The sequence below is a fragment of the Streptomyces sp. B6B3 genome (assembly GCF_039871525.1).
Classification (GTDB): domain Bacteria; phylum Actinomycetota; class Actinomycetes; order Streptomycetales; family Streptomycetaceae; genus Streptomyces.
In genome coordinates this window covers 49,270-61,341 of sequence record NZ_JBDPLU010000009.1, presented here as the reverse complement: position 1 = coordinate 61,341, position 12,072 = coordinate 49,270, and the positions used below count along the sequence as shown (strand labels likewise).

Annotated in this window: 9 protein-coding genes; 4 read left to right on the top strand and 5 right to left on the bottom strand. The window is 73.3% G+C overall.

The features are described from left to right. Window positions 1-213: 213 nt before the first annotated feature. Window positions 214-1,035, bottom strand: coding sequence for an IclR family transcriptional regulator (locus tag ABGB06_RS19845; protein ID WP_347591188.1), 822 nt, complete (start codon window positions 1,033-1,035; stop codon window positions 214-216). Between the two features lie 115 nt (window positions 1,036-1,150). On the opposite strand from ABGB06_RS19845, the gene ABGB06_RS19840 reads away from it, so the two are divergent. The 3 genes from ABGB06_RS19840 to ABGB06_RS19830 all read left to right on the top strand — a co-directional run bounded on the left by ABGB06_RS19840 (window position 1,151) and on the right by ABGB06_RS19830 (window position 5,431). Continuing rightward, on the top strand, window positions 1,151-2,680 hold the full coding sequence (locus ABGB06_RS19840) for an aldehyde dehydrogenase (NADP(+)) (RefSeq protein WP_347591186.1): 1,530 nt from the start codon (window positions 1,151-1,153) through the stop codon (window positions 2,678-2,680). A 171-nt stretch (window positions 2,681-2,851) separates the two neighbouring features. Continuing rightward, window positions 2,852-3,286, top strand: a complete 435-nt coding sequence (locus tag ABGB06_RS19835) for a nitroreductase family deazaflavin-dependent oxidoreductase (RefSeq protein ID WP_347591184.1) — start codon at window positions 2,852-2,854, stop codon at window positions 3,284-3,286. Between the two features lie 162 nt (window positions 3,287-3,448). Continuing rightward, on the top strand, window positions 3,449-5,431 hold the full coding sequence (locus ABGB06_RS19830; RefSeq protein WP_347591182.1) for a PhoX family phosphatase: 1,983 nt from the start codon (window positions 3,449-3,451) through the stop codon (window positions 5,429-5,431). Between the two features lie 208 nt (window positions 5,432-5,639). On the opposite strand, the gene ABGB06_RS19825 is transcribed toward ABGB06_RS19830, so the two are convergent. From ABGB06_RS19825 to ABGB06_RS19810, 4 genes are all read right to left on the bottom strand, one after another. Next, entirely contained in the window at window positions 5,640-6,680 is a 1,041-nt protein-coding gene (locus ABGB06_RS19825; RefSeq protein ID WP_347591180.1) for a LacI family DNA-binding transcriptional regulator, read from the bottom strand. Next, complete coding sequence (locus ABGB06_RS19820; protein ID WP_347591599.1) at window positions 6,677-7,498, bottom strand: carbohydrate ABC transporter permease; 822 nt, start codon at window positions 7,496-7,498, stop codon at window positions 6,677-6,679. Before ABGB06_RS19820 ends, ABGB06_RS19825 begins: the two co-directional genes overlap by 4 nt. Before the next feature lie 83 nt (window positions 7,499-7,581). Further along, window positions 7,582-8,529, bottom strand: a complete 948-nt coding sequence (locus ABGB06_RS19815) for a sugar ABC transporter permease (protein ID WP_347591179.1) — start codon at window positions 8,527-8,529, stop codon at window positions 7,582-7,584. Continuing rightward, window positions 8,526-9,818 carry an extracellular solute-binding protein gene (locus ABGB06_RS19810; RefSeq protein WP_347591178.1) on the bottom strand — a complete coding sequence of 431 codons (1,293 nt, stop codon included), beginning with the start codon at window positions 9,816-9,818 and terminating at the stop codon, window positions 8,526-8,528. The genes ABGB06_RS19815 and ABGB06_RS19810 overlap by 4 nt, the downstream gene beginning before the upstream one ends. Window positions 9,819-9,983: 165 nt before the next feature. Here ABGB06_RS19810 and ABGB06_RS19805 point away from each other — a divergent pair, with 165 nt between their 5' ends. Next, on the top strand, window positions 9,984-12,008 hold the full coding sequence (locus tag ABGB06_RS19805; protein WP_347591177.1) for a beta-galactosidase: 2,025 nt from the start codon (window positions 9,984-9,986) through the stop codon (window positions 12,006-12,008). The last annotated feature ends 64 nt before the right edge of the window (window positions 12,009-12,072 follow it).

The following is a 12,072-nucleotide window of genomic DNA, read 5'->3' as shown; positions in this document are numbered from 1 at the left end:
CCCCGTGCCTGGCGACTCGGCCCTCCCCGCGCGGGTGCCGGGCATGCGGGTGCCGTTGTCCACACCGGCCGGGATCCTCGGCCCTCCCCGCGCGGGTGCCGGGCAGCGCGGAGCCCGCCGGCGCCGCTCGGTCGCCCGCGGATGGCGGTGGGCGAACCGGCCCGCGCCGCCGCCCGGAACCGCCGCCGGAGACCGCGGGGAGACCGCCGGAGGCTAGAGGTGACGGGCGGCCAGCGCGAGCCGGTCCCGGGCGTCCAGCAGCGCGTCCTTGATCAGCTGCTCGTGGGCGGGCGTCAGCCGGGCCACCGGGACCGAGCAGCTGATGGCGTCCCTGGCCGGGGCGCGGTAGGGGATGGCCACGCCGAAGCAGCTCAGGCCGAGCGTGTTCTCCTCCCGGTCCACCGCGTAGCCGCGCTCCCTGACCAGCCGCAGCTCGTCGATCAGCCGCTCCTGGTCGGTGATCGTGTGCTCGGTGAGCCGCTCCAGCGTCGCCGGCAGCATCCGGCGCACCTGCTCGTCGCTGTAGGTGGCGAGCAGCGCCTTGCCCAGCGAGGTCGAGTGCGCGGGCAGCCGGCGGCCGACCCGGGTGAACGGGCGCAGGTAGTGCTCGGACTGACGGGTGGCCAGGTAGACCACGTTGGTGCCGTCCAGCCTGGCCAGGTGGATGGTCTCCGTGGTGTCGTCGGAGAGCCGGTCCAGGGTGGGCCGGGCGGCGGCCACCACCTCGTCGCCGTCGATGTAGGAGGTGCCGACGAGCAGCGCCCGCACCCCGATGCCGTACCGGGTGCCGGTGGCGTCCGTCTCGACCCAGCCCAGCTCGACCAGCGTGCGCAGCAGCATGTACAGGCTCGACTTGGGGTACCCGACGGCGACCTGGACGTCCGCGAGGGAGTGCATCCCGGGGCGTCCGGCGAAGAACTCCAGCAGCTCGACGGTCCGGACCGCCGACTTCACCTGGGCCGTAACCGGCTGCGTGACCTGGGGCGTTGCCGGGGCCCCCGTCGCCTCGGACCCTGCCGTCTCGGCTGCTGACATCGTCCTTGACCCCCTTGTTCGAGCGGCATAGAGTCCCCACAGTATTCACATACAGGGACGTTGTTCCATATCTCGAACATTCACTATATCGAACGTCGCAGGAGGAACGATTCCGGTGGCAGTACCAGTGTGGAGCGTGGATCCCCGCAGCGGAACGCAGCGAGAGCAGGTCGCGGTCGAGGCTACCGCCGCCGACATCGACGCGGTCGTCCGGGCCGCCCACGCCACCAGGGAGGCGCTCGCCGACCGGGACGCGCGGGTCGCGCTGCTCCGCGGCGCCGCCGAGCAACTGGAGGCGGTCGCGGACGAGCTGGTGAGCACCGCCGACGCCGAGAGCGCGCTCGGCGCACCGCGGCTGACCGGCGAGCTCGCCCGCACCACCGGACAGCTGCGGGCCTTCGCCGAGGAGGTGCTGGACGGCGGATACCTGGACGTGATCGTCGACCACGCGGACGATTCGGCCGCCCCGCCGCGACCCGACCTGCGCCGCTACAAGCTGCCGCTCGGCGTCGTCGCCGTCTACGGCGCGTCCAACTTCCCGCTCGCCTTCTCCGCCCCCGGCGGCGACACCGCCAGCGCCCTGGCCGCGGGCTGCCCCGTGGTGGTCAAGGCGCACCCGGACCATCCGGCCACCTCCGAGCTGGCCGTCGCCGCGCTGCGCCGGGCCGCCGCCGCGGCCGGGCTGCCCGAGGACGTCGTCGCGGTCGTGCACGGTTTCGAGGCCGGCCTGGAGCTGATCAGGCACCCGCTGGTCTCGGCGGCCGGCTTCACCGGTTCGGTGCGCGGCGGGCGCGCCCTCTTCGACGCCGCCGCGGCTCGCCCCGTGCCCATCCCGTTCTACGGCGAGCTCGGCAGCCTCAACCCGGTGGTGGTCACCGAGGGCGCGGCGCGGGAGCGCTCCGCCGACATCGGCGGCGGCCTGGCCGCCTCGATGACGATGGGCGCCGGACAGTTCTGCACCAAGCCGGGCCTGGTGCTGGCGCCCGAGGGCGACTCCGGCGACGAACTGCTCGACGCGCTGGCAAAGAAGGTCGGCGAGGCCGCCCCCGGGGTGCTGCTGGACGCCCGGATGCGCGAGGCGTTCCTCGACGGCGTGCGGGACCGCACCGCGCTGCCCGGCGTCCAGGCGCCGGTGGCCGCCGGCGAGGGCGAGGCCAACGCGGTGGCCGCCGGCTTCCTCACCGTGGCGGCGGAGCGGCTGGTCGCCGAGGGTGAGCACGACCTGCTGCTCGACGAGTGCTTCGGCCCGGTCACCGTGGTCGCCAGGTACGCCAACGAGGAGCAGATCGCGGCCGTGCTGGCCCGGCTGCCCGGCAACCTGACCGCCACCGTCCACCTCAGCGAGGCCGAGGGCAACGGCGACGGCGGGCACGGCGCCCGGCTGATCTCGGCGCTCACCCCGCTGGCCGGGCGGGTCCTGGTCAACGGCTGGCCCACCGGGGTGGCCGTCACCCACGCCCAGCACCACGGCGGTCCCTACCCGGCCACCACCTCGACCTCCACCTCGGTCGGCACCACCGCGATCGAGCGGTGGCTGCGACCCGTGGTCTACCAGAACACCCCGGAGGCGCTGCTGCCGCCCGAGCTGCGCGAGGAGAACCCGCTCGGCCTGCCGCGCCGGGTGGACGGCCGACGCGAGAGCTGACCCGCACCGCCCTCCGGCGGCCCACCGCGGCCGCCGGAGGGCGGGCACCGGGCGACGTTCGGACGACGCCCTCCGGAAGCGGCATGGTTTCCGGCCGCGCGGCGTTTCACTGGGAGCACCCGGGCATCGCCGACGCCCGCTCGGCGGCCCGTCCACGCCAGGAGGAAACGCATGTCGGGTTCGAACGAGTCTTCCTTCGACATCAAGCAGTTCTCCGCCGACCAGGTGCGGCGTTACGAGGCCAGCGGCGGCACCGACGGGCGCACGGTGCGCGGCCGGCCGGTCGTCGTCGTGACCGGCCGGGGCGCCCGGTCCAACCAGGTGCGGAAGTTCCCGGTGATGCGGGTCACCGACGGCACCAGGTACGCGCTGGTCGCCTCGCTGGGCGGGTCCGCGAAGAACCCCGTCTGGTACCACAACGTGCTGGCCCACCCGGACGTGACGCTCCAGGACGGCCCGGACGTCCGGGAGTACACCGCCCACCTGGCCGAGGGGCGGGAGCGTGAGGAGTGGTGGGCGCGCGCCGTCGAGGCGTACCCGGACTACGCCGAGTACCAGACGCGCACCGACCGGGTGATCCCCGTCTTCGTCCTCGACCCGCGCTGACGCCTCCGGCGCCGCGCCGCCGGCCCGGCCGGACCATCGGGCAAGGTGAAGCGTCCGTATGCGCGAAGGTGGCCGGCTGTTCACCTAGGTGGCCACTCCGCGCCACTGATGGCTCGTAGCCTCACCGAACCATCATGAGTAAGACCATAGTGAGGTCCGACGATGTCAGCACAGCGCCCGGTTTTCCCCGAGATCGACCCCGACGAGGTCAGCTCCAACTCCTCCGGCAACCGGTCGTTCCGTGAGGTGGTGGAGACGCGGCTGTCCCGCCGCGACGCGCTTCGCGGCGGAACCGCGGCCGCCGCGGGCTTCCTGGTCGCGGCGGGCGCCGGCAGCGCGGCGGCCGCGCCCGCCGCCACCACCACCGGCACCACGGCCGCCGGCAGCGCCGCCCCGGCGGCCGGTCGTGGGGGCCACGGCGGCCGGCGGCTGCTCGGCTTCGAACCGGTGCCGGTGAGCGACACCGACGAGTTCACCGTTCCTTCAGGCTACGAGACCCAGGTGCTGATCCCCTGGGGCACCCCGATTCGGCCGGGCGGCCCGACCTGGCGCAAGGACGCCTCCAACTCCGCCGCGGACCAGGAGCGGCAGGTCGGCATGAACCACGACGGCATGCACTTCTTCCCGCTCGGGCGCGGCCGGGAGGGCAACGAGCGCGGTCTGCTGGTGCTCAACCACGAGTACGTCGACCAGACCCTGCTCTTCCCCGACGGGGACGAGGAGATGACCGCCGAGAAGGTGGCCAAGGCGCTGGCCGCGCACGGCGTCAGCGTGGTGGAGATCGAGCGGCGGCGTGGCGAGTGGCGGGTCGTCGACTCGCGCCGGGCGCGGCGGGTCACCGGCGCCACGCCGGTGGAGTTCTCCGGCCCGGTCCGGGGCAGCCACCCCCGCCTGCGCAGCAACAACGAGCCGATGGGCACGCTGAACAACTGCTCCAGCGGTGCCACCCCGTGGGGCACGTACCTCACCTGCGAGGAGAACTGGAACAACTACTTCGCCACCGAGGACGCCTCCTGGGAGCCGACCGAGGAGCACGCGCGGTACGGCGTGACCAACGAGGGCGGCGGCTTCCGCTGGCACCTGGCCGACCCGCGGTTCGACCTGGCCGCGAACCCCAACGAGCCGAATCGTTTCGGCTGGATCGTCGAGATCGACCCGAACAATCCGGACGCCAGGCCGGTCAAGCGCACCGCGCTGGGCCGGTTCAAGCACGAGGGCTGCACGGTCACCGAGTCCCGGGGCCGCGTCGTCGCCTACACGGGGGACGACCAGGACGGCGACTACATCTACAAGTTCGTCGGGGACGGCCAGTGGCGGCTGCAGCGGCTCATGGGCCGCAGCCCGCTGGACCACGGCACGCTGTACGTCGCGCGGTTCGAGGACGACGGCACCGGCACCTGGCTGCCGCTGAAGCACGGCACCGGCGCGCTGATCAGGGAGAACGGCTGGGCCGACCAGGCGGACGTGCTGCTGCGCACCCGGCAGGCGGCGGACGCGGTGGGCGCCACGAAGATGGACCGGCCCGAGTGGATCTCCGTCAACCCGAAGAACCACGACGTCTACTGCACGCTCACCAACGGCAGCGGCTGGGAGAACGGCGGCGTCAACCCCCGCACCCCCAACCCGTACGGGCACATCATCCGCTGGACCGAGCACCGGCGGGACCACACCGCCACCACCTTCGCATGGGACATCTTCCTGCTGGCCGGTGACCCGGCCTACGACGACCGGGTGGAGCTGGACCCGAACAGCGTCTTCGGCTCGCCCGACGGCCTGTGGTTCGACGACGACGGCCGGCTGTGGATCCAGACCGACGTCTCCAACTCCAGCCAGCACCTGGCCGAGCGGGGCTACGACAACATCGGCAACAACCAGATGCTGGCCGCCGACCCGGAGACCGGCGAGGTTCGGCGCTTCCTGACCGGGCCGCGCGGGTGCGAGATCACGGGCGTGACCGCGACGCCTGACCAGCGCACGCTGTTCGTCAACGTGCAGCACCCAGGGGAGTCGACGGTGGCGTTCGGCGAACCCACCCCCGACGACCCGAGGGTCGTGAGCAACTGGCCCGACTTCGACCCCGAGGGCCGCCCCCGCTCCGCCACGGTCGCCATCCGCCGCCGCGACGGCGGCATCATCGGCGCATAGCGCTTCCCGCGCGAACCCGCACCGGCGGACCGGCCCGCGCCCCCGGGCCGGCCCGCCGGCGGGGCCGCGGGACGGGGCCTCCGGCCCTCGGGGCCCCGGCGCGCCGCCTGGCGTGCACCTGATCTCTGGCCCCGAGGTGGCCCGGCTGCCGGTCGGGTCCGGGGCACACCGGGGCCGGGACGGAGTCCCGGGGTGGCTCGACCGCCGGCTAGGCGGATTCGCGGTGGACCAGTTCGGTGGGGAGGATCACCGCGGCCGCCGACTCGCCGTCCATCTGGGCCAGCAGGACGCGGACCATCTCCGCGCTGATCCGGTCCCACGGCTGGCGGATCGTGGTGAGCTCGGGCCGTGCCGCCAGGGCCGCCGAGGAGTCGTCGAAGCCGCCCACCGCGACGTCCTGCGGCACCCGGCGTCCCGCCCGGGACAGCGTGCTCAGCGCGCCCTGCGCCATCAGGTCGGAGGCGACGAACAGCGCGTCCAGGTCCGGGCACCGGGCGAGCAGGTCCGCGGTGGCCGCCGCGCCGCTGCTCCGGGAGTAGTCGCCGGTGGCGACCAGCGCGTCGTCGACCGGCAGCCCGGACCCGGCCAGCTCCTCGCGGTACCCGGCGAGCCGCTCCACCCCGCCCGGGGTGTCGAGTGGCCCGGTGACCGTGCCGATCCGGCGCCGGCCCGACGCCACCAGGTGGCGCACCATCTCCCGCGCGCCGTCCCGGTCGTCGGCCGCCACGTAGCCGAGCCGCGCTCCGCGCACCGCCGGGAACATCGGCTTGCCGCAGGCCACCACCGGGATCCCGGCCCGCACCAGCTGGTCGGCGACCGGGTCCCCGGTGTGGCTGGACACCAGCAGCACCCCGTCGACGTGCCCCGCGGTGACGTACCGGGTGATCCGGCGCTGCTCGGTGCGGGTGCCGGCGATCATCAGCAGCAACGGGATGTCGTGCGTGGCCAGCGCGGCCGTGCAGCCGCGCAGCAGCACGTTGAAGTTCGGGTCCTCGAAGAACCGCTCCTGCGGTTCGGTCAGCAGGAACGCCACCGAGCCCGAACGCCCGGTGATCAGGCTGCGGGCGTGCCGGTTGACGACGTACCCGGTGGTGCGGATCGCGGCGTTGACCGCGTCCGCCGCCTCCTGGGACACGTGGTGCCCGCCGTTCAGCACCCGGGACACCGTGCCGCGGGAGACTCCCGCCACCCGGGCGACGTCGTGGATCGTCGGTCGCCGGGGGCGGGAAGGGGAACTGCTCACCCTCACGACTTTACGGCCCCGGTGAGCAGGTCGAGACTCCAGAACCGTTGGATGAACAGGAACAGCGCGATCAGCGGCAGCACCGCGAGCAGCGCACCCGTGATCACCAGCGTGTACAGCGCGGGCGAGTTGGACCCCTGGTTGAGCAGCGTGAAGAGTCCCAGGGTCAGCGGGAACTTCTCGTCGTCGCTGAGCATGATGTACGGCAGCAGGAAGTTGTTCCAGATCGCCACGAACTGGAAGAGGAAGACCGTCACCAGGCCCGGCAGCATGATCGGCAGGGCGATGGCCCGGAAGATCCGCCACTCGCCGGAGCCGTCGATCCGCGCGGCCTCCACCACGTCCTCGGGGATCGCCGCCGCCGCGTAGATCCGCGCCAGGTAGACGCCGTAGGGGGAGAGGATCACCGGCAGCAGCACCGACAGGTAGCTGTCGGTGAGGTTGACCTCGGCGAGCATCAGGTACTGCGGCACGGCCAGGATCACCGGCGGCATCAGCACGCCGGTCAGCAGCACGTTGAAGATCGTCTCCCGGCCGGGGAAGCGGTAGACGGCCAGCGCGTAGCCGCTCACCGCGGAGACCGCGGTGGACAGCAGCGCGCCCACGCCCGCGTAGAGCGCCGAGTTGGCCATCCACTGCCAGTAGACGCCGTCCCGGTAGGCCGACAGGTCGCCGACGTTCTCCAGGAACCCGGTGCCGGGCGCGAAGGTGAACGTGGAGAACAGCTCGTCGCCCGCCTTGGTCGAGGCGACCAGCACCCAGGTCACCGGCAGCAGGCAGTACACCGCGCCGGCCAGCAGCGCCGCCGTGGGCAGCGCGGCGATCCGGCGCTGGCGTCGGGCCGGCCGCGGGGTCGTGCCGCGCGCCGGCGCGGCGCCGGCCGTGGGGGCGGCCGGGTAGGTGGCGGTCACCGGAGTCCCTCCTGCCGGGTCCGGGCGGTGGCCACCCGCAGGAAGCCGAACGACAGCACCAGGATGACCACGGCGATGACCACGGCGGTGGCCGCGGCCGCGTGGATGTCCCCGGTGACGAACGCGTCCTGGTAGACCTTCATCAGCGGACTCCAGTCGGTCGGGATGCCGTTGGTGAGCGGCCGCAGCGTGGTCGGCTCGCTGAACACCTGGAGGGTGGCGATCACCGAGAAGAAGAAGGTGAGCACCAGCGAGGGGGTCACCATGGGGATCTTGATCCGCCACGCGATCTGCGCCTGGGTGCAGCCGTCCAGCCGCGCCGCCTCGTAGATCTCCGCGGGAATGGCCCGCAGCGAGGTGTAGATGACCAGCATGTTGAAGCCGGTGCCGCCCCAGACCGCGATGTTGGCCAGCGCGACGAACAGCGCGCCGCCGTCGAGCAGGTCGGGCTGCGGCAGGCCGAGCCGGTCGAGGCCGTAGTGCAACGGGCTGACGCTGGGCAGGTAGAGGAACCCCCACAGCAGCGCGGCGATCACCCCCGGCACCGCGTACGGCAGGAAGATCACCAGCCGGCTGAAGCGGCGCCCGCCCACCCGCTCGGCGTCCAGCAGCAGCGCGAACAGCAGCGCCAGGCCCAGCATGGTGGGCACCACGAGCAGGCCGTAGCCCAGCACCCGCAGCGCGCCGTCGAGCAGTTCGGCGTCGGTCAGCGCGTCGGTGTAGTTGGCCAGGCCGGCCCAGACCTCCTGGCGGGCGCCGCTGCCCAGGCCGAGGCCCTGCACCTCCACCCGGCGCAGGCTGAGGTATCCGGCGTAGCCGATGGGCAGCGCGAAGAAGAGCACGAACAGCACGCCGGCCGGCAGCAGGAAGGCGTACGGCGCGCCGCGGCGCACCCGGTACGCCCGGCGCTGGCGCCGGTCGGTGGCGGGGGAGTCGGCGGTCACTCGGCGACCTGGAAGCCGTGGTCGGTGAGATCGGTGACGGTGGCCTCCTGCATGCTGGTCAGCGCGGCGCCGAAGTCGCCGCGGTCGTCGGCGGCCTGGCCGAAGGCGTCGTTGAAGGTGCTGTAGGCCACGTTGACGTTCGGCCCCCAGGCGGCGGGCGCCGTGCCCTCGGCGACGCTGGCGGCCAGCTCGTAGAAGTCGGGCTGGTTGGCGAAGAACGCCGGCGGCTCGGCGAGGGCGTCGCCGGTCTGGGCGGCGGTGGCCGCGGGGTAGATGCCGCCCTCGCGCACCAGCGCGGCCAGCGCCTCCGGGTCGGTGTTCAGCCAGGTGGCGAACTCGGCGGCCTCCTCGGGGTGCTCGGAGTCGTTGGTCACGCCGGTGGTGGAGCCGCCCCAGCTGCCCGTCGCGTTCGCGCCGTCCTCCCACTGCGGGAGCGGCGCCATGGCCCACTTGCCCGAGGTGTCGGCGGCGGCCGTGGTCAGCGTGCCGGGCGCCCACACGGCGCTCACCCAGGCGATCTGCTTCCCGGTGTTCATCGCCTGGTTCCACGCGGGGGTGTACATCGGCTGGTTGTCGATCGCGCCCTCCGCGACCAGCCCGCCCCAGAAGTCGGCGACCCGCTGCGTGGGCTCCTCGTCGATCCCGACCCGCCACCGTTCGCCCTCGACCGTCCACCACTCGGCCCCGGCCTGCTGGGCGAGCCCGGCGAACAGGCCCGCGTCGTTGGCCGAGAAGGTGGTCAGGTAGGTGTCGTCGGGCGCCACGTCCCGGACCTCGCGGGCGGTGTCCGCGAACTCCTCCCACGTCCCGGGAACGTTCAGGCCGTACTGCTCGAAGAGGTCCTCCCGGTAGTAGAACATCATCGGCCCGGAGTCCTGCGGCAGCGCGTAGACCGCGTCCGTGCCGAGGGTCACCTGCTGCCACACCCCGGCGGGGAACTCCGCCTCCGCGTCGGCCACCTGCCCCGATATGTCGGCCAGCACGTCGTTGCTGACCAGCGTCGGCAGCGCCTGGTACTCCGCCTGCATCAGGTCGGGCGCGTTGCCCGCCTTGGCCGCCGTGATGGTCTTGGTCACCAGGTCGTCGCCGGCGGCCTGCTCCTTCACGGTGACCTGGATGTCGGGGTGCGTCTCGTTCCAGAGCTCCACCACCTTGTCCAGGCCCGGCGCCCAGGCCCAGTAGGTGAGCTTGACCGGGCCGTCGGCCGAGTCGTCGGACGAGCCGCAGCCGGTGGCCGCGACGGCGGTGAGCACGGCCGCGGCACATGCCGCGACGGTCCGGAATCTCATGGTCCCTCCCAGGACTGAGGCTGTGAGCGTTCACAGTAGAGAGGCCGGTCCAGAGCTTGTCAATGCTCGGGACTGTGGGCTTATGTTGGGTTGTGCAGTCAGTTCGGGCTGTGCACGTTCCCAGTTCTTCCCGTTCTTCCCAGTTATCCATTCAGGGAGGTGCCGATGTCGCACGCCGCGCCCCGTGGCCTGCGCCGGCTCGCGTTCGGCGGTGACTACAACCCGGAGCAGTGGCCGGAGGAGGTGTGGCGCGAGGACGTCGCCCTCATGCGCGAGGCGGGGGTGACGATGGTCAGCGTCGGCATCTTCTCCTGGGCCAGGCTGGAGCCCCGCGAGGGTTCCCTCGACTTCGGCTGGCTGGACCGGCTGCTCGACCTGCTGCACGCCGGCGGAATCCGGGTCGACCTCGGGACGCCGACCGTGGTGCCGCCCGCCTGGTTCTACCGGGCGCATCCGGAGGCGCTGCCGGTCAGCCGGGAGGGTGTCACCTACGAGTTCGGCTCGCGCGGTGCCATCTGCCACAGCTCGCCCGCCTACCAGGAGGCCGCGGCCCGGATCACCCGGGCGCTCGCCGAGCGCTACGGCGACCATCCGGCGCTGGCGATGTGGCACGTGCACAACGAGTACGGCGTGCCGGTGCTGGAGTGCTACTGCGCGACGTCGGCCGCGCATTTCAGGCGCTGGCTCGCCGAGCGCCACGGCACGCTGGAGGCGCTCAACGACGCCTGGGGCACCACGTTCTGGGGCCAGGCGTACGGCGACTGGGAGGAGATCCAGCCACCCCGGGCCACCCCCACGGTGGCCAACCCCGCCCAGCGCCTGGACTTCGCCCGTTTCGCCAGCGACAGCGCGCTGGCCAACTTCCGTCGCGAGCGCGACCTGCTGCGGGAGCTGTCGCCCGGCGTGCCGGTCACCACCAACTTCATGGTCTCGCCGACCCAGTGCGACTCCGTGGACTACTGGGCCTGGGGCGGCGAGGTGGACCTGGTCACCAACGACCACTACCTGGTGGCCGAGGAGGACCGGAACCACGTCAACCTCGCGATGGCCGCCGACCTGAGCCGCTCGGTCGGCGGCGGCCGGCCCTGGTTGCTGCTGGAGCACTCCACCAGCGCCGTCAACTGGCAGCCGCGCGGCATCGCCAAGGCGCCGGGCGAGATGGCGCGGAACAGCCTGGCCCACGTGGCCCGCGGCTCGGACGGCGCGATGTTCTTCCAATGGCGCGCCTCCCGGTTCGGGGCCGAGAAGTTCCACTCCGCGATGCTCCCGCACGCCGGCACCGACAGCCGGATCTGGCGGGAGGTGGTGGAACTCGGCGCCGACCTGGGCCGGCTGGCCGACGTCCGCGGCACCCGCACCGTCGCCGACGTGGCCGTGGCCTGGGACTGGCAGTCCTGGTGGGCGCAGAAGCTGGAGTGGCGCCCGAGCCAGGACCTGGACACCAGGGAGCGCGCCGAGGCGTACTACGCGGCGCTCTTCGACCGGCATCTCACCGTCGACTTCGCCCACCCCGACGCGGCGGGATCGGCCGGCCACCCGCTGGTCGTGGTGCCCGCGCTGTACCTGGCCACGGCCGCCGCCGGCGCGGCGCTGTCCCGGTACGTGGCCGACGGCGGCACGCTGCTCGTCTCGTACTTCTCCGGCATCGTCGACGAGCACGACGCCGTTCACCCCGGGCCGCATCCCGGCGCGCTGCGCGAGGTGCTCGGGCTGCGCGTCGAGGAGTTCCAGCCGCTGCGGGCCGGCCAGGAGGTCCGGATCGACGGCCCGGACGGGGCGCGGCTGCGCGGCGACGTCTGGGCCGAGACCCTGCTGCTGGACGGCGCCGAACCGGTCTGGCGCTACGCCGACGGGCCGGCCGCGGGCGGTCCCGCCGTCACCCGGCACGCGTACGGCCGGGGCGCCGCCTGGTACGTCTCCACCCGCCTGGACCGGGCGGACCTGGATCCGGTGCTGGCCGCGGCCGCCGCCGACGCCGGCCTGGCGTCCCGCGACGATCTGCCGCACGACGTCGAGGTGGTGCGCCGCACGGGGGAGACCGGCACGTTCGTCTTCGTCATCAACCACACGGGGGCCGAGGCCAAGGTGCCGCTCGCTTCCCCCGGCACCGAACTGCTCACCGGAACCAGGGCCGACGCCCGGCTCGCGGTGCCGGCCGGTGCCGTCCGGGTGGTGCGCCTGGACGACTGAACCGCCGCGTCCGCGCGCTCCCACCCCCACCCCGGCCTCCGGCCGGGGGGATCCCCACACCGCA

Excerpts from the sequence above, each read along its gene's own strand:
- ABGB06_RS19835 (WP_347591184.1), top strand. The coding sequence starts at position 2,852 with ATGTCGGGTTCGAACGAGTCTTCCTTCGACATCAAGCAGTTCTCCGCC.
- ABGB06_RS19845 (WP_347591188.1), bottom strand. The coding sequence starts at position 1,035 with ATGTCAGCAGCCGAGACGGCAGGGTCCGAGGCGACGGGGGCCCCGGCA.
- ABGB06_RS19810 (WP_347591178.1), bottom strand. The coding sequence starts at position 9,818 with ATGAGATTCCGGACCGTCGCGGCATGTGCCGCGGCCGTGCTCACCGCC.
- ABGB06_RS19805 (WP_347591177.1), top strand. The coding sequence starts at position 9,984 with ATGTCGCACGCCGCGCCCCGTGGCCTGCGCCGGCTCGCGTTCGGCGGT.
- ABGB06_RS19830 (WP_347591182.1), top strand. The coding sequence starts at position 3,449 with ATGTCAGCACAGCGCCCGGTTTTCCCCGAGATCGACCCCGACGAGGTC.